This is a genomic window from Bifidobacterium panos, from assembly GCF_012932445.1.
GTDB classification, from domain to species: domain Bacteria; phylum Actinomycetota; class Actinomycetes; order Actinomycetales; family Bifidobacteriaceae; genus Bifidobacterium; species Bifidobacterium panos.
Map to the genome: position 1 here is coordinate 257,073 of NZ_JAAIIJ010000002.1, position 20,228 is coordinate 277,300.

Consider the following 20,228-nt stretch of genomic DNA (forward strand, 5'->3'; position numbering starts at 1 on the left):
CACGCAAACAACCAACGGTCTGTGGTTTACAGGTGGAAAGCATAAGTGGGCGCGTGGACATATCGCTCCGCTCGCCCGCCACCGGCCTTGACCATCAGCTCTTCAATCAGCTCTTCGATCAACTCTGCAGCGGCGGCAGATCATCCCCAAGCAATGCATCATCCAGCGCCTGTGACGCTTCCCTGAAGAACGCCCCAACCGCCCATAGCGGCACATTCGTCAGCCAATCCTGCTCACGGTACCCACGCATGGATGCTCGATACCCGCGCAGATCGAACTTGCTGCACAGCCACCGCAAACTCTTGGCCTGCCGCTCAACACCGGCTTTGGCCTCCAGCGGCACCACCGAACCGGCGTGGCGAAACAGGAAGTCCACTTCGCCGGAACTGTTGTCAGTCGACCAATAATACGGCTCGATGCCTTCCGAAACCAACTGCTGGCAGACATACTGTTCCGTCAATGCGCCACGGAATTCAGTGAGCGCGGTGTCCTTGAGAATAAGATCCGCAGGCTCGACCGACATGGCCGCCGATAGCAACCCTACGTCGTGCATGTACAGCTTGAAAGCGGAAAGATCTTGATATGCCCGCAACGGCAGCGCTGGTTTCGACACCTTGGACACGCGAACGGCCAAGCCCGAATCCACAATCTTCTGTATCGCCGATTCATATTGGGCGCTCCTCGCCCCCTTGGCGATGTGGCCGAAGACGAATTTGTGGTTCTCGCGCGCCAGATGGGCCGGAATCGAAGCGAACGCGAGCCGAACCCGTTCAACGTCGCCGCCCGCTTGCGGATGCTTGGAAAAATCCATGTCATAGTCGGACAGCAATCCAAGCTGCACTTCACGCGCGGCCTGATACCCACCATCAAGGAAGGCCTGAACCGCGGATGGCATACCTCCGACATAGCAATACTGCCGCACACGACGTTCAAGCCGCGGGGCGAAACCTTCGAGGAAATCGAAATCAAGCTCTTCGATATGCCGCACCAGTTCGCCGTCCCCAGCCGCGTCCAGAAATTCCAGAAACGACATCGGCTGCATTACCACCGTTTCGACGGCACCGACTGGAAAGGACAAGCCTTCATGCTGGGCGAGGCCAAGATACGACCCAGCCGCCGCGACATGGACCGAACGAGCCTGCTCTTTGAACGATTTGAGCATCGTCAGCAGCATCGGCAATTCTTGAATCTCATCAATGATCAGCAGCGTTTCCTCTTCGCGGATCCGCACACCTGTATATGCCTCCACCGAATCCAGCAGCATGTGGGGCGAACCGGCGCTCGCCAAGGCGGCTTTCGCGTCGGCATCGAAAAGATTCACATAGGCGCATGAGCGATATTCTTGCTCCCCCAAGATTTTGAGCGCGTGCGTCTTGCCCACCTGCCGCGCGCCACGGAGGACCAACGGACGTCGCTGGGGGTTGCGTTTCCAGTCCAATAGCAGGGATTGTATGTTTCTGCGAAACTCCACCAATACCAACTCCCGTCACTTCGACCACCATGCGATAAACACTTTTCAGGCGTTCAATAATGATGGATTATACACTTTTCAGGTGCTAAGAACGGGCTGAAATTACACTTTTCAGGTGCTAAGAACGGGCTGAGATGACACTTTTCAGGCGTTAGAAGTGGTTCAGTTTGACACTTTTCAGGCGTTCTGGCTCTTGTGTGCCGAGCACTGGCAAAGGTGCGATGCCTCGATTGGTCCGGCTGCTTTCTGCCGCTGAGTGTGTATCGACCAGCGCGATAAGGCGATATTGGTGTTTTTATTGCCAGCAATCGTCGTAGGAGAGGCCGGTGAGGCGTTCCACGGTGCGGCGGGTGGACTCGTCCACGTCCGCCTTGCTGCCGCCGGCGCGCAGACGTTCGACCTCATGCAACAACTCAAGATCGGTGCGGCGGTCGACGACGAGGCGGGACGACACGGCCCAGCACACCAGCATCGCGACGGCGAAAAAGCCCAGCATGACGGCGGCGATACCGATTGAGGCGCCAAGTGTCTGCGTGGGAAGGGAGGAGTCGAAGCCCACGGCGCTTAAGATCAGGCCGACCGCAATGGTGATGACGCCCGAGCCGAATTGACGGAAGCATGCCTGTGCGCTGGAAAACGTGGCCGAACGGTATTGGCGTGTCACAATCTGGTCGATATCCGCGATAAACGGGAACACCGCCCACGGCAGATAGCCGACCAGCGACTTGAATGCGAAGAACCACAGGGAAGCCATAACCGCGCCCGCCGTCCACAATGCGGAAGGAAGAATGCCGACCAACAGCCAAGCCAATGCCAGCCAAGCCAAGCCAGCCAACATTCCCGCAAAGGCGACCCGGTACAGCCGACGCGGCCCAATCGCCACCACCGCCCGGCCGAACAGCGGCATCAGCGGCAGGGAGATGGCCGCGCATCCCAGCAGCAGGGAGGCGAATGCGGCGGTGCGGTTCCAGTCATACAGCACGAAGAACACGAAGGTTTGCCCGAACACGTCAGAAGACATCTGCACCAGTAGATAGATCGTCAGATGCTTGCGGAACTCGCGGATGCGCAACGTCGTGACGTATTCGCGCAGCACGCGCCTAGCCCGGCGAACCCAACCGTGCAGCCCGAGCCGGTGTTCGCGCAACGCGCCGCTGGCATACGCGCCGAAACCAGCCTGTTCGGGCGTCATTTCCCAAGTGATTTTCCATGAGATGGCCACCGCGCAGGAGAACAGCACCGTGGAGCCGATGGAGACCAGCATGTAGGCGGTCGGGCTGGCTTCTCCGAATGCCGACAGCGCCCAGCTGCCGACCAGCGGGATCAGTGTGGCCGCGGCTGTGGAAATGAACAGCCTGGTGGTCGAGAGCTTGGTGCGCTGGCTGAAATCCTGCGTCATTTCGCCGGCCAGCGGGTTGTAACAGGCCTGGAACGCCTGAGCCAACATCACCCAGAACACATAGACGAGCGCATACAGCGGCATGGGCAAGCCCGGAATCCACAGCAGCACGCCCACCAGCAGCGCCGGCGCGATGAGCATGAGCATGAGCCGGCGGCGGCCGAAGCGGCGGCCGACATGGAAACGATAGAGATTGTCGTCAAGCACGCCGAACACCAGCGCGGACAGGGCGCTGATCATGGCGCTGGCGCCGATGACCCCCTGCGCCGTGGCGATGCTCATGCCGCAGAAGCGCGTCCAGAAGAGAGTGAGGTAGGTGGAGACCAGTGCCAGTTGGCCGCCGCCGAAGAAGTCGCCGACGCCGAAGCCGATGGCCTCGCGCATTGAGATTGTGCGCGGCTTGGCGGATGGGCGGGGGCGATTGGGTTGACTGGGTTGACTGGGTTGACTCGGCTGACTGGGCTGATTGAGGTGATTGGAGTGACGGGACGACTGGGATGGCTGGGACGACTGGGATGGCTGGGACTGACCGGACTGTCGTTTCGCCTGGTCGCAAGCCATCGTCACCCTCCTGTCATTGGCTACACAGCACATGCCATTGCAGCGATAAGGCGAGACTATGCCAGTGCGCCAATGGCATCAACCGACCAGACCGCTTGGTTGGCCAGCCGCAACGTCACCGTATGCCTACCGCCTGACAGCCCCAAGCACTGACCAGCCATTATCCCCTGCTTTCCTGTGTGTCAGACGCGGACAGTTGCGGCATCCGACACACAGGAAAGCATGTAGATGGGCAGGTATTCGAACTTGCCGTCAACGCGCACATTGCCGTCGTGGAACACATAGGCGTGGGCGAAATCGTAATTGCGCGTGGCAAGCAGATTGTTCATGGCGTTGTGGCGTGTGTAATCCTTGCCGGACTTGATTTCACACAACGACACTTCGCCCAGCGCATCCTGCAGCAGAAAATCCACTTCGCCGATGTTGCCCTGATTGTAATAGAACAACTCGAAGCCCGAAGCCAGCAGTTCCTGCGCGGCCGCATTTTCGAAAATCGAGCCGTAGTTCATGCTTGAACGCCGGTTGAGAATCTGCACATCAACATCACGCATCAGCAGGGAAGTCAGCAAACCGACATCGTTCATATACAGCTTGAAGGAGCTGCTGTCGGCGTGCTCGGCAAGCGGATATCGAGGTTCCGTCACTTTCAACGTCGGCAGGGCGATGCCCGCGTACCCCAGCCAATCGAATGCCGTCTGCATATGGGCGAACCGCGCGTTGGGCCCCAGTTTGGTGAATTTGAAACGCTTGTTTTGCGCGTTCAGCTGGTTGACGATCATCTCATAAATGGTTTTGATGTGACGGCGCTCAACGGGGTTGTCCACATATTTGGTGATGTCGTACTCATACGTCGTGTAGATGTCGCGTTGAACGTTGCGCACCGCGTGGATATCCGAAGTGCCCACGAATGTCTGCACCGCGTCGGGCATGCCGCCGACCAGCAGGTATTTGTACCACAAATCAAGCAGCCTGTCGTGCAGATAATCCGGCACCGGCGTGCGCTCGGCGAAGCACTCCCCCATTTGCCGCATTGCGGACTCGGGCAAGCCGTTCGCCTCACAGAACTCAAGGAAATCCAGTGGATACATGGTCATCGATTGCATGAAACCCACGGGAATGGAACGCACGTTGAACAAGTCCACACCCAGCATGGAGCCGGACAAGATTACGTCAAGCCCCTGATCGCCGGAGAGGAATTTCAGCCAGGTCAGCATATCCTGACATGCCTGAATCTCGTCAAGGAACAACAGGGTTTTGCCGGGCACTATCTCCACGCCGGCCAACACCGATAGGCGCAGACGCAGATCCGCGGCGCCGCTCGCTCTGGACACCGTTTCGACGGCATTGGGCGTCTCGATGAAATTCACTTCGGCGAGCGTTTCGTATTGTTCCTGCGCGAACTGGCGCACCAGCGTGGTCTTGCCCACTTGGCGCGCCCCCATGATGAGCAGGCCTTGTTTGGTTTTCAGCCGTTTCCACTCTAGCAGCTGTTGATATGCGCGACGACGAAGCATAGCACCACCAATCCTATATATACCAAGGGTTGCACTCAAAATATAGCACAATTATGGGTGGTTCATTCACAAAATATATGGTGAAAATGGGTGATTTATTCACAAAATATAAGAGAAATTAGGCTTCTGATTCACAAAATATATATCGAAAACAGGGGTTCGATTCACAAAACCTACAGTTCGGACAGACGACGATAGATGTCGGACGGCAAATGACGGTGACCGAAACCTTTGACGCGGATGCCGCTGCCTGTGCGCTGATAGACGATTCGCATATCGGCCCTCGCCTTGCGCAACCGGCGATGCTGAAAATGGAATGAACACCACTCGGCAAACTGGTATTTCAGCGCCGCCCCCTCGACCGCCCCATCGGCCAGCAGTTGCAACGCATCATGCACGCTGACGACCGCGCAACGAAATTCAATCTCCTCCGGCAGGGCGTATGCCAGCAGAACCACGTCGTCCGCCAATCCTTCGGCATCCATTTCAACGCCATCGACATCAGCGAGTATGTCTATGGCCTCTTCAAGCAAATCATCCGAAATGGCCATCACTCACCGCCGTCGAGGAACGCACGCACCTTGGCCGAGCGTTTGCGCAAACTACTCTTAGCCCCCTGCGCAAGCTCGTCCCCCGACTGCCAACGCTCCTTGTCCCCACGGGCAATGAACAGCTGCTGCACGGTGAAGCGTTCCAACTGAGATTCCAGCTCGTTAATCGAATCGAGCAGCTCGTTCATCGCCTCCACCGACACCAAGTAACCAGTGGTGTCGGTGCGATCCACAATCTCCAAAAGCCCCCGCTCTTCAAGCGACTTGCGCCACGCACTTGAACGAGCCAACTCGGTCAGCCCCACTCTGGACCCCGACGCCGCAGCCTCGCGCACCGCCTGAGCTCGCTCCATAATGTCCATTGCCACTCACCTACCAGCACCGTAATGCGTAATTATTTATGTACTAAAATACATACTATTATACATAGTACATTACATATTGTATACGAGATTGCAACGAGGACACGATGACGACGCGTCTCGTCCACGAGGCGACTTCCGGCGCAATTTCGACAGTCCGTCAGGGGTATTTCGACAGTTTGTCAGGGATTTTAGGCAAGGTTATCTTCCAAATATCTTGCTGAAAATCAGACGATACGAAACAAGGCAGCCGGCTCGAGAGTGAACCGGCTGCCTTGCGTTTGACTTGACGTCAGGCCGCTTACAGGATGGCGGTGACGACGAAGTCGAGGATGAACAGGATGGCCACGACCCAGATCACCGGGTGGACCTCCTTGGCCTTCTTCTTGGCGCTCATCACGATGCAGTAGGTGATGAAGCCGCCGGCGATGCCGTAGGAAATGGAGTAGCTGAACGCCATGAACACCGAGGCGAAGAACGCCGGAATGGCCTCGGTGATGTCGCCCCACTCGACTTCCTTGAGGGAAGCGGCCATCATGCAGCCGACAATCACCAGCACACCTGCGGTGGCGGCGGAAGGCACGGCGGAGATCAGCGGGGACAGGAAGATCGACAGCGCGAAGCAGATGGACACGACCACGGAGGTCAGGCCGGTGCGGCCGCCCGCCGCGATGCCCGCGGAGGACTCCACGTAGGTGGTGGTGTTCGACGTGCCGCAAATGGCGCCGATGGAGGTGGCGACGGAATCGGCGAACAGAGCGCGATCCATCTTGGAGGAGAAGCCGGAGCCGTTCTCCAGGGCCTTCTCGTCTTCATCGGAGAAGATGCCGGTACGACGGCCGGTGCCGATGAAGGTGCCGATGGTGTCGAAGGTGTCGGACATGGAGAACGCGAAGATGGTCAGCAGGATCATCGGCAGCTTGGACACGTCGGAGAACAGCGCCGGGAAGCCATCGGCGGTGAAAATCACGCCGAACGTCTGCGGGAACTGAGCGAAGGTGTCGGCGATGGACACGGAGTTGGCCATGGTGGTCTGGCCCATCGGGATGCCGATGACGGCAGTGATGACGATGGACAGCAGCATGCCGCCGCGCACCTTGAGCACGGTGAACAGCACGGCCAGCAGCAGGCCAATGAGGAACAGCCAGATGGTGGAGTTGTTCATCACCGCAAGGCCCGGGGTGGCCTGCACGGCGTCGCCGTTCTTGGCGTCCGCCTTGGTGGTGAAGGTGAAGAAGCCGACGTTGAGGAAGCCAACGTAAGCCACGAACAGGCCGATGCCGCCGCCGATGGCGTGCTGCAGCATTTCGGGAATGGCCTGGATGATCATCTTACGAATCTTGGTGACGGTGATGAGAATGTTGATCAAACCGCACAGGAACACCATGCACAGGGTCTGCTGCCAGCTAAAGCCCAAGCCGAAGCAGACGGTGTAGGTGAAGAAGGCGTTCAAACCCATGCCGGCGGCCTGCGCATACGGCACGTTGGCGAACAGACCCATGACGAGCGTGCCGGCGATGGCCGCGATGATGGTGGCCAGGAACACGCCGCCCCAGGGCATCCCGGTTTGCGAGAGAATCTGCGGGTTGACGATGATGATGTAGGACATGGCGAAGAACGTCGTCAGACCGGCCACGATTTCGGTGGACACGGTGGTGCCGTTCTCCTTCAGATGGAAGAACTTCTCCATACTCTTCTTTCCTTGGTTCGTGGGTTGTTAGGAGCTGCGGGGCTTTCGTCCCCGCGCGATGGGCTCGCCTTGTTCATGCGAACTGTTGCGTGGGCTTCGATTGCGATCACTGCTCCGGCGAGAATTGCGACTCGCCAGCCGGGGCCATGCAGCCCCAACGCCGTTCACCATAGCACTGGCACAAGTCATGTAAATGAATGGCGATAACACCAACGCGCTCACCGCCCCTACGGGGCAGGATTCCTCGACTACGCTCCGCTCCGCTCGGAATGACAAGGATTAGTGGGTGAGGCCGAGGATGGAGAGGCACCAGGCGTTTTCGTAGGAGATTTGCTCCCATTGCCGGTAGCGACCCGAGGTGCCGCCGTGGCCGGCCTCGACTTCGATTTTGGCGATGGCGTCCACGCCGGCGGCCTGCAAGCGGGCCAGCCATTTGAGCGGTTCCACGTAGAGCACGCGCGTGTCGTTCATCGACGTGGTGATCAGGATTTTCGGGAACACCGCCACGCGCTTGTCTTCGGCGGATTCAGGCGCGTTTTCGTATGGCGTGTACGACTTGATGTAGCGGTACGCTTCGGCGTCGTGCAGCGGGTCGCCCCACTCGTCCCATTCGGTGACGGTCAGCGGCAGGGACGGGTCGAGAATCGAGGTGAGCGCGTCCACGAACGGCACATCCGCCTCGATGCCGGCGTAGCGCTCGGGCGCGAGATTCGCCACCGCACCCATCAGCAAACCGCCCGCCGAACCGCCGTTGGCCACCGTGCGGGCCGGGCTGGCAAGGCCGGCATCCTGCAAGGCAATGGTCGCATCGACGAAATCCTCGAAGGAATGTCTCTTGGATAAACGCCGCCCCTGCTCATACCATGCGCGGCCCATTTCGCCACCGCCACGAATATGCGGCACGGCATAGAGCACGCCGCGGTCGAGCAGACTCAGGCGCGCAGACGAGAAGCCGGGGTCGGAACTGATTTCATACGCGCCATAGCCGGTGATGAACATAGGCGCGTTCTTCAGGCTCGTGCCACGCCGCCACACCAAAGACACCGGAATCTGCTCGCCGTCGCGCGCTTCGACCCACACGCGGCGTTCCATGTATTCGCGCGCATCGAAACCGCCGAGCACTTTGGCGCGTTTGAGCAGTCGGTCGGCACCGGTGGCCGGGTCGAACTCGCGCAGTTCGCCGGGGCGTGTGTAGCTCGTGAACGAATAGCGCATGCGGGGCGAGTCATACGACGGGTTGCCGCCGGTTGAGATGGAATACAACCGTCGCGTTTCCCCAAGCAAAGCGGCTTCGATGCCATCTGATTCCCCCGAAGCCTCCTGTGTATCCCAATCGCCCTGAAGCGCAGGTGGTTCAAGCTCCTCGAAGCGCCACGGACGGACGGCCAGGAAATCCTCGGCCGCGGCGCGTTTGGTCATCACCGCCACATGCGGCAGTCCATCCGCCCTGTAGCTCAACGACACGAAATGCCGGTGCATCGCGATACCCTCGATGCCAAGACCGCGCAAGCCTTGCAAAATGGCCGGATTGTTGCAGTTCGAGTAGGGGGTGGAAATCGGTTTGCTCGGCTGACCTTGCTCACAGCCATAGGGCGATCCCTCGGCCACACGCACGCCCTCGCCCAAACGATACGGCGGCTTGTGCGAACGCATGTCGATGACGTCTATTTCAAAATTCGGGTTGTTCGCGTTGTGATAGACCACCGCGATCCCAATGTCCTCGCCTTGGCTCCCCGCCCCCTCGAAACAGGCGAAACTCACGTCGTATTCCACGTCCGGCGAGCGGGCAATGAACGGCTGGAACTGACCTTCGGGGGTGTCGACCGGCAGCATCAGCACTTCGGTGGTGGTTTTCGACCCGGTGCCGATCACGACATTGCGTTCGTCAAAGCTTAAGCCCACACCCAGCCAGAAGCGCTCGTCATGCTCGCGGAACACCTCGACGTCCCGCTCGACCGGCGTGCCCACGCGATGCCGCCACACCGCGCACGGGCGCCAGGCATCGTCAAGTTCAGCCCAGAACACATAGCGCCCGTCCGGCGTGAAACATGCCCCGCCGATGCCGGCAAACTGTTCGGGCAATTCGCTTCCGGTGTCGAGATCGCGAATGTGGAAGTCATAGCGCTCATCGCCGGTGGTGTCCACACCATAGAGCAGCCAGCGGCCGTCGCGGGTCAGGTCCATGCCGCCCACGCGGAAGAAATCATGACCGTCGGCCTCGCGGTTCGCGTCGAATACAATCTGCTCGCCCTCGATGGAGCCGGGCGCGCCCAGCGGGTCGATTTCGGGCGGATCCCAATCATCCTCGCCGCGCACGGGAATGCGGCATTGCGTGGCGTACTGCCGCCCCTCCTGCGTGCGGGTGAAATACCAATAGCCGTCCATGCGCACCGGCACCGACATGTCGGTTTCCTGTACGCGCGACTTCAGCTCATCGAACAGCGTGCGGCGCAGGTTGGCAAGCGGGGCGTTGCGTGCCTCGCACAGGCGGTTCTGCGCGGCCACATAGTCTTGAACTTCCTTTGATTCCTTGTTTCGCAACCATTCGTATGGGTCGATGAACACATCGCCATGGTGTTCGCGCCGCGTCGGCACGCGCTTGGCTTGCGGCACGATGGTTCCTTTATCGTCGGTCATAAGGTCTATTTAAGCCTAACCGAGATGGGATTTCAGGTAGGGCAGCATCGTCTTCATCAGATTCGAGCCGGTGGTGCCGGTGAACACGGGCACATCCGTCACCGGCACGGGCTGCGTTGTGGCCACGGAGGCGGGCAGATTGAACGGCACCGTCTCTTTGGGGCTCAACTGACGAATCGCAATGGCGATGATGCGGCCCGGATATCGCTTGGCGATTGTGGCGTATGTGGTGGGGTCGCGCTGGCCGTCGTCACCGACGAGAATGAACTTCATATCGGGAAAATCGGCCATCAACTGCTCGACGAACTCCAGCTTGTGCTGCGGCCCGGTGGGCACGAAAGTCTTGGGACGCGGGTCGAGATCGCGCAACAACAGCGGCCCCTCGGGGTATCCATGATTGGAGATGAGGTGGCGAATCGAGCCCTCCACATTCCATGGCGAAGTGGACAGATAGAAGAACGGCGCGTCCGGGAACAAATCGGCGATCTTGCTGAACAGCACGCTCATGCCGGGCACCGGCGCACGCTTGGAGGGGTTCAAAAACAGCAGATTCCACGCGGCTTTCCACAGCACGGGCGCCTGGGTGACCATGATGGTGTCGTCCACATCGGAAATGACCCCCACCTTGGCCGACTTGGGGATGGTGAACAGGTTCGATTCCACCGGCTTACGCCCGTTGACGCGATATGACACCCGATGCACGCCCGGTTCGAGGCGATGCTCGGCGACGAGATCCAAATAGCCGGATTGGTCGGAAATGGCATATTCGCTGTCGACGTCCGGGGTGGCCCCGCGGGCGTCAAAGGTCTCCCTGTCGCCCACTTGCACGGTTTCCAGCGGCATGTCGTCGATACGAATCTTCACTTGGGTGTGCGGCGCGGGAATGGTGAGCATGCCGCGAATGCCACGCCTGGCTCGCCCGTATTGGCTGTGTTCGGCGGCGAGCACGGTGCGGCAGATCAGACGCGAATAATCCTCGGTGCCGTAACCCACATACGGATCGACCCTGGCGAACCAGTCGAGCTGATGGGCCACATGCGTGGCGGCGAGCACCCAAGTGTTGAACCCGCGGGTCACGGCGCGGCGGAACAGCTGCACCAGCGGCGGCTTGACCTCGATGCGTTCGCGCGTGGAAGCTGTATCGAATGTGGTGACGGTGTGTCTCGCCGGAATCGGCACGGTGGGCATGTCGGCACTGGTTTCGGCACCAGTCTCGGTCTCAACGCCGGTTTCAATGTCCAGTTCGTCGCGCTCGTTCATCGGATGACCTTTACATATTGTTCGGCGTTCAACAGCTCCGGTTCGTCATCATCCAGCTCGATTTTGAAAATCCAGCCTTCGCCATACGGATCCGCATTGATCACACTCGGATCGTCGAATACGGCCTGATTCACATAGCGGATGGTGCCCGCGACAGGAGCGATCAATGGTTCGACTGCCTTGGAGGACTCCAATTCGAGCACCTCGTCGCCGGCCTCGACGCGCATGCCGGGATCAGGCAGATCGACATACACGAGTTCTCCCAAACGCTCGGCGGCGTAATTGGTGACGCCAACCATCGCGGGCTGAACGGAATCATCAACCCACACATGATCGCCGGAATACATCAGGTGTTCCGGCACGTCAAGATTCAGCGGGCGCATATCTTGCTCATCACTCATACATCACACCCTAGCAGGGTTCGGTGAACTGTCGCTTAACCGAACTGTCATGTATCGCGCGGATTCCAACGCGAGCCAACGGCTTGCTGTGCGCCGGACACCCGTGTGCCATTCATCCCACCCTTTTGACCAAATCCACCAGTGCGGCGGCCACAGTGCGGGGATGCTCGACGGCGCTGAAGTGGCCGCAATCCGCAATCGACGTGAACACGGCATTCACTCCGATGCGCTCGGCGAGCGGTTTCATCACGCCTGGGTTGCTGGTCGGGTCAAGTTCACCGGACACCACGACCACCGGCACATCGAAGGTCTCGGGCACACCCGTCAAGTCCGGGCGGCCATATGTCATGCGCTGGCGCCATGCCGCCCCCTGCGGATGCTGCTCGCCAATCCACGCGCGCATGCGATCGATGAAAACTTGCGAGCGCTTGACCGTCGAGTCTTCCGGCGAGGGTTCGGCGAAACGCATCACCGGTTGCGTCGAGTTCGCCTCCTCGCAGGCGTTGGCGGTTGCGAGCCGCCCTTCGCCGCCCACGCCGTCCGAAGCGGCCATGGTGTCGCACAACGCGATGCCCGCCACCGCTTCGGGGTGCAGACGATACAGGTCGGTGACCAAGTAGCCGCCCATCGACAGCCCCGCCCAGACCGCGCGCTTATAACCAGCCTCGTTCATCAACGCAACATAGGCTTCGGCCATGCGGTCGAGCGCGTCGGGATAGGAGCCGTTGGCGGCGCGACGGCCGGACTGCTCATCGCTCGGCGTGGGCGAAAGGCCGGAGCCCGGCATGTCCGGCGCCCAGATGGGGAAAGTGGACAGGCCGGCTTCGTCGGCGAGCGCGGCGATATGGCCGGCGCATTCCTCCCACATGCGCCCGTCCACCGGATAGGCGTTGACAAGAATCAGCGGCGTTCCGCTTCCTTCGCGCAACACGCGGTTGTGAATCTGCATCATCTGCATCATCGTATTTCCTTCATGTCTCTATGTTTCTTAGTTCTTTAAGATTCTTTAGTTTCTCTGCGCTAGATCGACGCCCACTGCAGCGCGGCACGCACGATGCGATCGTGTCCGCCGCTCATCTGCCCCAGAAACACGTCAAGCTGGTCGCTGTGCGGGTCGACCCACTCGACGTCAAGCGTTTCGTCGCGCGGGTGGCAATCGCCGGCGATCGGCACCACATAGCACAGGGAGATGGCGTGTTGGCGCGGGTCGTAATATTCGCTCAATCCCGGGGTGGGGAAGAACTCGGCCACGGTGAAGGGCTGCAGGTTGACCGGCAGCACGGGCAGGGCGATATCGCCCAGATCCTTGGCGATATTGCGGGCGATGGCCTCGCGCAACGTCTCATGGAACAGCACGCGCCCGGAAATCAGCGCGCGTTCCACGGAGCCGTCGTCGGCAATGCACAGCAACGAGCCGACTTGCGTGATGCGCCCGAACTCGTCGGTGCGCACGGGCACGATTTGCACATAGGTGATCGGCATTCGGCGGCGCATTGCGTCGATTTCATCCGGACCGAGCCAGCCGGGAGGATTGCCGCCGGAAGAGCCGGAACCGCGAATGAAATCCTCCGGGGTCACATGGTCGAATTGCCCACGCGCCCGGGAGGAATCGAAATCATCGTCTTCCGGCACTTCGTCATTCATTACTGGCATATCCTCCATTATGCTCGCGGCTGTGTCGTTTATGTGTTCGCCAGGCGCGCAAATGTTGGGCGGTGATGCCACACTTGGGGGCAATATCGCTTATATGCACGCAACTTCCATGCGGCACTGCAAGAAAAGAGTGATTATGGCCACTACAGCAATCAACGCAGCCGAGTTCGAGAAAACCGTCACCGACAACGAGTTGGTGTTCGTCGATTTCTGGGCCACTTGGTGCGGCCCATGCCGCGCATTCGGCCCCATCTATGAGGCGGCCAGCGAGAAGGCCGAGAATGCGGGGGTGGTGTTCGCCAAGGTCGATATCGACGCCAATCAGGAACTTGCGGGTGCCGCGGGCATCCAAGCGGTGCCCACGCTCATGGTTTTCAAGCAGGGGCAGGCCATCTTCAAGCAGGCGGGGGCGTTGCAGGCCGGTGATCTCGACGAGCTGATCGCCCAGGCCAAAACGGTTGATTTGAGCAGCGCTGAAGGCAATAACGAGTAGCCGCCGAGCCGAAGCACCCCGACTGGGAGGTGCGCGCCACACCCATTGCATTTTGTGTGACGCAATGGTGAAGGTATGATGGCGGTTAGTGCGTGTCACATGGGTGCGCGCCGGTAAGGAGAATGATGGCGAGACACCGCAAGAACACGATTACTCTTGCTTCCCTGAGCAGACGTCAGTGGGTTCGCATCGTCGCAGTGCTTACGTCGGTGTCCATGATCGCCGGGGTCGGCATCATGTCGCGCAATTTCTATCAAGCCTCCTCCGCAACCGATTTGCTGACGGAATTTTCCGCCACCGACAGCCAGCCGTTGCAGGTTTCCCGTGATGGCACACGTGGTGCCGTAGAAGGCACTTCGTACGTCACCGTTAAAATCAACGGCACGTCACGCACCGTGCTGGGCACCGATTTCACCGATGTCAAGTCCGTGCTTGAGGCCGGCGACATCGTGCTCGAGCCGGAGGATGCCGTCACCCCGTCCCTGACCACCGAGGTCACCGAGGCCACCGTCATCACCATCGAGCGTGCGGGGGCCGAGCTGGAAACCAAGGACGAGGAAATCCCATTCAACACAGTTAAGAAAGAGACGGACGCACTTGCCAAAGGCACCGAGAAGGTGCAGCAGGAAGGCAAGAACGGCGTGACGGAAAGCACCAACCTCGTCACCCGCGCGGGGGGCAAGGTCGTCTCCTCCAGTACCATCGCCTCGTATGTCAAAGAGGCTCCGACCGACAAGATCATACTCGTCGGCACCGGTTCCAGCTCATCGAGCTCCACGAGTTCCAGCAGCTCCAGCAGTAATCTCGGCACCACGGTTCCCGCATCCGAGATGCAGCAGTGGGCGCATGACTACTTGATTTCCAACGGATATTCCGAAGCGGACTTCTCCGCCGCGGTCTACATCATCAACCATGAATCCGGCTGGAACCCCAGCGCCACGAACGCCTCCTCCGGCGCATACGGTTTGCCGCAGGCCCTGCCCGGCTCCAAGATGGCTTCCGCCGGTTCGGACTGGGCCACCAACTACCAGACCCAGTTCAAGTGGTTCGTCGGCTACTGTAACCAGCGTTACGGCAGCATCAATGGCGCATATCAGTACTGGCTGGCGCATCACAACTACTGATTGTTTATTTCTTTATTGAACGCTCCGCTTCACCGGCGGGGCGTTTTCATATCTTCTTATACGGCTTCTTTTATACGGACTGACGTAAGGCACGCGATACGCGTCATGGCAGGCCCCAGCGGCTCGTACCGGGGCGAGCGTAGGGTATATGGGTCGCCTGAAGCAATACGGATCGGCAACAAGGAGCGAAGAATATGGCGGATATGTCGCGGGCACTGACTCGGGAACAGTCATACGCCAACGGCAAGCTCAGCCGCCCCGCGTTCATTTCCATTGCGATTCTGACTTTCATCACCTTCGTCGGCAACTTCACCCAGCTGCAACTGAGTTCGGCTCTGCCCACCATCGTCGACGATTTCCATATCTCCGTCACCACCGGCCAATGGCTCACCTCCGTCTTCCAGCTCGTTATGGGCGTGATGGTGCCGCTGACGGCCTTCCTGACCCGCCGTTTTTCCACCCGGCAGATCGTCATCTGCTCGATGGCGGTGTTCACGCTCGGCTCCGCCTTGGCATGGCTCGGGCCGAACTTCGCGCTGGTGCTGACGGGGCGGCTGCTTGAGGCGATTGGCACCGGCGTGATGTGGCCGGTGCTGCAAATCACCGTGTTCTCCATTTATCCGCTGTCACGCCGGGGCGTCGCCATGGGCACGGTCGGCATGGCAATGAGCGTGGCACCGGCCATCGGCCCCACTATCGGCGGCTGGCAAACCGACGCGAACGGCTGGCGCTCCATCTTTTTCACACTCACCGTTATCGGCGCACTGTCGCTGCTGGTCGCCATATTCTTCCTGCGTAATTTCAGCGAAGGCGAAGCCGCGCACGCGGATTTCTTCTCCGTGGCGCTTTCGATTCTGGGCTTCGGCGGTCTGATGTTCGGGCTGACGAACATCGAGGCATATCCTTTCGCCCATCCAATGGTGTGGGCGCCCATGCTCATCGGCGCGATTGGCGTCGTCTGGTTCGTGTTGAGGCAAGTGATGCAACCGGGCGCGGGGCTTCTTCGGCGCGTTATCGCGCGGGGGCGCAATGTGGGAGAGCCGCTGTTGAATTTGCATGTGCTCAAAAACCGCAGCTTTACGGTGGGCACGATTGTGGCGGCGATGTCGTTCTTCGCGTTCAGCTCGATTGTGGTGATCATTCCGCTTTATATTCAGCAAGACCGGGGGTATTCGGCCATGATGAGTGGTCTGGTCATGTTGCCGGGTGCCGTCGGCCAATGCATTGCGCAGTTCTTTGGAGGCCGGGCGCTTGACCGCTTCGGTGTGAGGCCTGTGGCTCTGACCGGCACGATGGTGCTGTTCATCGGCACGGTGGGCATGAGCATGATCGGGCCGAACACGTGGATTTGGTGGGTGTCCATCTGCCAGTTCACCCGTCAGATCGGCATGGGGTTCGTATTGATGCCCGTCACCACTTGGTCGCTCAATTGCCTGGATACCCACGAGGTATCCGCGGGGTCGGCGGTAACGAACACGGCTCGTCAAATCGCGGGAGCCATGGGCGCGCCGATATTGGTGACCACGATGGAAACACTCGCATCCGCACGCGCGGCCTCGCTTGGCGGCGGGCATGCGGCCCAAGTGGCGGGCAGCATTTTCGGCGTACGGTCGGCGTTGCAGATCAGCTCTGTTATCGTGGCGCTGATGGTGCTGCTGGTCTTCGTCGGCGTCAAAGGCGAAGGCGCCGGGTCCTCACGCAGCCTTGCCCGTCGCGCCATCGCCCACCTACACCACTGAGAGCCGCTCTCCCCTTGGCGAAACCCACGGTTTCCTATCCCGCTTGTTGATGCTCGCCACCGCACGTCAAATCTCCATACGGCGAAGTTATCCACAATGGCATTCATACAATAGAATGGCCATTTTCCAATGATTCAAGGGCTTCGACCACATAGGTGGTTTTCCCGCGGGAACAATGCCGATTTCAGATACACTCAATCAGCACAGCCGATATGCGACACGCAAATAGCAAACACAATTGCCAAATGAATTTGACAAAAGGAGTTGCGATATGGGAATATCGTCACAAGACGGAGAATAGCGCAGGAGTGGACATGAGCACAGCATCACGCAAGCAACTCGATACGCAATATTACGAAGCCTTGGGAGAACAAATCGCCGACGACCTTGAGCACGAAGGCCTCGACGCACTGCCCCCACTCAAGAGCGACCCCAATCCGGCGGCACGCCTGAGGGCACTTGCCTATCGCAAAAAGATGCTCAACCAGCTCACCGACGACGAAATCGCCAAAACGGTGAATGGGTTGCGCGAACAAGGCATGTCATGGAACAGAATCGGCCATCTGCTTGACCTCACCGGGGAAGCGGCGCGCAAACGCTATCAGCAGTCCTGACGGCACCGCGCTTTAGCGGCGCGCGCGGCGGGCGGCGACGGAGGCGGCCAAAGTGTGCAGAAGTTGTTCGGTGCGTTCCCATGGCACGCAGGAATCGGTGACGGACTGGCCGTAGGTCAGCTGGTCGAGCGGTGCCGGCTTCTGGTTGCCGGCCACCAAGAAGCTCTCCATCATCACGCCAAGAATGCCCTGCTCCCCCGCAGCCAAGCGTTCGGCGATCTCCTCAACGACCTCGGCCTCGCGCACCTCGTCCTTGCCGCAGTTGCCGTGCGCGGCATCAATGACAAGGCCGTTCGACGCGGTGCCGGGCGCATGCGAAGCCCGCAACGCGGCCAGCGCCTCGCTCACCGACTTGGCGTCGTAATTCGGCCCATGCGACGATCCGCGCAACACCAAATGACAATCCGGATTGCCCTTCGTCTCGGCGGAAATCACGCGGCCATCGAGATTGATGGACAGGAAATGATGCTCGAACGCGGCCGCATAGCATGAATCGGCCGCCGCCTTGATCGACCCGTCGGTGGAGTTTTTGAAGCCCACCGGCATCGACAGGCCACTCGCCAGCTCGCGGTGCACCTGGCTTTCGGTGTTGCGCGCGCCGATTGCACCCCAGCTCACCGCGTCACAGATATATTGCGGGGTGATCGGGTCAAGCCACTCGGTGGCGACGGGCAGTCCGAGCGAAAGCACGTCGGTGAGCACTTTACGGGCCATCCACATGCCTTTGCGAATATTGAAGCGGCCGTCGAGATCGGGATCGTTGATCAAGCCCTTCCAGCCGATGGTGGTGCGCGGCTTCTCGAAATACACGCGCATGACAATCAGCAGACGATCGGACAGTTCGCGCTGCACGGCGGCGAGCTTTTCGGCGTATTCGTGCGCGGCCTTCGGGTCGTGAATCGAGCAGGGGCCGACGATGACGAGCAGCCGGTCGTCGCGCCCGTGCAACACGTCGCGGATTTCCCGACGAGAGGAGAGCACCAGATCGCTCATCGCTTCACTCAGCGGCAGTTCCCTCAGGAACGCGCGGGGCGCAGGGATAGGGTCGAGCTGGCGGATATTGACGTCCACCGTCTCGGGGAACACGGCCTGCTCCCCCAAAAGACGCGCATCCTCGGAACTATCAGGGCCACGCAGTTCCATGCTCGACCTCTCCTTATAACTTCTCGTGCTGCTGTATGGCGCGAAGGGGCGCCGCGACCACCACAATAACCGATAACCCCCACAACACGCGTCATCCTCCCGCCTGGCGAAATACCCATCGATATAATGTTGTATGTTCCACTCACCATTCAAAGGAGAATAAGCATGGTGTATCGCATGATTTTCAATCAGACCGCCTATTTCGGGCGCGGCGCGATCAAGGAGATTCCCGGTGTGGCCAAGTCGCACGGGTTTGCCAAGGCGTTTATCGTCACCGACCCGGTGTTGTTGGAGACGGGCACCGTGGCGAAGGTGACGGACGTGCTGGACGCGGCCGGTATGCCATATGAGGTGTTCAGCAACGTCAAGCCGAACCCGCCCGTCGAGTGCATTCAGGACGGCGTGACCAAGTTCGCCGCCTCGGGCGCGGATTTCCTGATTGGCTTGGGCGGCGGCTCGCCGCAGGATACCTGCAAGGGCATCGGCATCGTGACGGCCAACCCGGAGTTCGCCGACGTGCTGTCCCTGGAGGGCGTGGCCGACACGAAGCATCCGTCCGTGCCGATTTTCGGCGTGCCCACAACCGCGGGCACCGCCTCGGAGACGACGATCAACTACGTGGTCACCGACACGGCCAACAAGCGCAAGTTCGTGGCCGTCGACCCGCACGACATCCCCATCGTCGCGTTCGTCGACCCGGATTTGACCGATTCCATGCCGCGCGGCCTGAAGGTCGCCACCGGCCTGGACGCGCTCACCCACGCCATCGAGGGGTATGTCACGCCGGGCGCGTGGAGCCTGTCGGACTGCCTGAGCATGCAGACCATCCGCATGATCGCGGCCAACCTGGCCAAAAGCGCCGACGGCGACGTGCCGGCCGGCGAGCAGATGGCCTACGCCTCCTACATCACCGGCATGGCCTACTCGAACGTGGGCCTGGGCCTGGTTCACGGCATGGCACACCCGCTGGGCGGCCGGCTCGGCGTGGCGCACGGCGTGGCCAACGGCATCCTGCTCGCTCCGGTGATGGAATACAACAAGGACTACACCGGCGAGAAATACCGCGACATCGCCGCCGCGTTTAATGTGGCCGACGCCTACACCGGCGATTTGGAAACGGTGCGGGAGGAAGCCGTGCAGGCCGTGCACAAGCTCACCGTGGACCTGAAGAACCCCACCACCATCAGCGAAGTCGGCGCCACCCAAGCCGACCTGCCCCTGCTGGCCCACGACGCCTACAACGACGTGTGCACGCCGGGCAACCCGCGCAAAGCCACCGAAGAAGACATTCTGAAAATCTACACCAGCCTGATGTGATCTGGCGCTGGATGTGAATGAGGCTTCGCAACCTGCTGGGTTGCGAAGCCTTTTGCTATCCGTAACTTGTCATTTCGAGCGGGACTGCCCGTTCGTTGTCATTTCGAGCGAAGGCGTAGCCGCAGTCGAGAAATCTTATTGTCAACGACATAACTTGGACGAAAAGATTTCTCCACTCGCTTCGCTCGGTCGAAATGACAAAGGATGGAAAGCTCGGCGCGTATTGGCCGACGCGAGCTTTCGCTCGCTACTTGGCCAAAGCTCTCCGAGCCCTGCAATTACGGACTGCCCTACGGGCA

At 60.1% G+C, this 20,228-nt stretch carries 17 protein-coding genes; 5 read left to right on the forward strand and 12 right to left on the reverse strand.

The window, feature by feature from the left end; translation table 11 throughout:
* Nucleotides 1–118 precede the first annotated feature (118 nt).
* The 11 genes from G1C94_RS01165 to G1C94_RS01215 all read right to left on the reverse strand — a co-directional run bounded on the left by G1C94_RS01165 (nt 119) and on the right by G1C94_RS01215 (nt 13,499).
* Nucleotides 119–1,471: an ATP-binding protein gene (locus tag G1C94_RS01165; protein ID WP_335341193.1), complete on the reverse strand. Its 1,353-nt coding sequence runs from the start codon at nt 1,469–1,471 to the stop codon at nt 119–121.
* Between the two features lie 295 nt (nt 1,472–1,766).
* Nucleotides 1,767–3,431 (reverse strand): MFS transporter, encoded by a 1,665-nt coding sequence (locus tag G1C94_RS01170; RefSeq protein WP_253902246.1) that lies wholly within the window; start codon nt 3,429–3,431, stop codon nt 1,767–1,769.
* A gap of 182 nt (nt 3,432–3,613) precedes the next feature.
* Nucleotides 3,614–4,945, reverse strand: coding sequence for an ATP-binding protein (locus G1C94_RS01175; RefSeq protein WP_172143874.1), 1,332 nt, complete (start codon nt 4,943–4,945; stop codon nt 3,614–3,616).
* 173 nt (nt 4,946–5,118) lie between these two features.
* Nucleotides 5,119–5,496 (reverse strand): hypothetical protein, encoded by a 378-nt coding sequence (locus G1C94_RS01180; protein ID WP_172143875.1) that lies wholly within the window; start codon nt 5,494–5,496, stop codon nt 5,119–5,121.
* Nucleotides 5,496–5,858: a hypothetical protein gene (locus G1C94_RS01185; protein WP_172143876.1), complete on the reverse strand. Its 363-nt coding sequence runs from the start codon at nt 5,856–5,858 to the stop codon at nt 5,496–5,498. Before G1C94_RS01185 ends, G1C94_RS01180 begins: the two co-directional genes overlap by 1 nt.
* Nucleotides 5,859–6,159: 301 nt before the next feature.
* Nucleotides 6,160–7,548: an NCS2 family permease gene (locus tag G1C94_RS01190; RefSeq protein WP_172143877.1), complete on the reverse strand. Its 1,389-nt coding sequence runs from the start codon at nt 7,546–7,548 to the stop codon at nt 6,160–6,162.
* A 279-nt stretch (nt 7,549–7,827) separates the two neighbouring features.
* Complete coding sequence (locus G1C94_RS01195; RefSeq protein WP_172143878.1) at nt 7,828–10,185, reverse strand: S9 family peptidase; 2,358 nt, start codon at nt 10,183–10,185, stop codon at nt 7,828–7,830.
* Between the two features lie 15 nt (nt 10,186–10,200).
* Nucleotides 10,201–11,445: an App1 family protein gene (locus tag G1C94_RS01200; protein ID WP_417852138.1), complete on the reverse strand. Its 1,245-nt coding sequence runs from the start codon at nt 11,443–11,445 to the stop codon at nt 10,201–10,203.
* Nucleotides 11,442–11,846, reverse strand: a complete 405-nt coding sequence (gcvH, locus tag G1C94_RS01205; protein ID WP_172143879.1) for a glycine cleavage system protein GcvH — start codon at nt 11,844–11,846, stop codon at nt 11,442–11,444. The genes G1C94_RS01200 and gcvH overlap by 4 nt, the downstream gene beginning before the upstream one ends.
* Before the next feature lie 112 nt (nt 11,847–11,958).
* A complete protein-coding gene (locus G1C94_RS01210; RefSeq protein WP_172143939.1) occupies nt 11,959–12,798 on the reverse strand; it encodes an alpha/beta fold hydrolase in 840 nt (279 codons plus the stop codon).
* Between the two features lie 68 nt (nt 12,799–12,866).
* Nucleotides 12,867–13,499: an NUDIX hydrolase family protein gene (locus tag G1C94_RS01215; RefSeq protein WP_253902247.1), complete on the reverse strand. Its 633-nt coding sequence runs from the start codon at nt 13,497–13,499 to the stop codon at nt 12,867–12,869.
* Nucleotides 13,500–13,635: 136 nt separating this feature from the next.
* Between G1C94_RS01215 and trxA the strand changes: the two genes are divergently transcribed.
* The 4 genes from trxA to G1C94_RS01235 all read left to right on the forward strand — a co-directional run bounded on the left by trxA (nt 13,636) and on the right by G1C94_RS01235 (nt 17,469).
* Entirely contained in the window at nt 13,636–13,992 is a 357-nt protein-coding gene (gene trxA, locus G1C94_RS01220) for a thioredoxin (protein ID WP_172143880.1), read from the forward strand.
* A 125-nt stretch (nt 13,993–14,117) separates the two neighbouring features.
* A complete protein-coding gene (locus tag G1C94_RS01225) occupies nt 14,118–15,116 on the forward strand; it encodes an aggregation-promoting factor C-terminal-like domain-containing protein (RefSeq protein WP_172143882.1) in 999 nt (332 codons plus the stop codon).
* 194 nt (nt 15,117–15,310) lie between these two features.
* Complete coding sequence (locus G1C94_RS01230) at nt 15,311–16,855, forward strand: MDR family MFS transporter (RefSeq protein WP_172143884.1); 1,545 nt, start codon at nt 15,311–15,313, stop codon at nt 16,853–16,855.
* 314 nt (nt 16,856–17,169) lie between these two features.
* On the forward strand, nt 17,170–17,469 hold the full coding sequence (locus G1C94_RS01235; RefSeq protein WP_172143886.1) for a hypothetical protein: 300 nt from the start codon (nt 17,170–17,172) through the stop codon (nt 17,467–17,469).
* 12 nt (nt 17,470–17,481) lie between these two features.
* On the opposite strand, the gene G1C94_RS01240 is transcribed toward G1C94_RS01235, so the two are convergent.
* Nucleotides 17,482–18,612, reverse strand: coding sequence for a 3-deoxy-7-phosphoheptulonate synthase (locus G1C94_RS01240; protein ID WP_253902248.1), 1,131 nt, complete (start codon nt 18,610–18,612; stop codon nt 17,482–17,484).
* Between the two features lie 165 nt (nt 18,613–18,777).
* On the opposite strand from G1C94_RS01240, the gene fucO reads away from it, so the two are divergent.
* The gene (gene fucO, locus G1C94_RS01245; protein ID WP_172143888.1) at nt 18,778–19,929 is read left to right on the forward strand and encodes a lactaldehyde reductase; all 1,152 of its coding nucleotides are present in this window, start codon (nt 18,778–18,780) and stop codon (nt 19,927–19,929) included.
* The last annotated feature ends 299 nt before the right edge of the window (nt 19,930–20,228 follow it).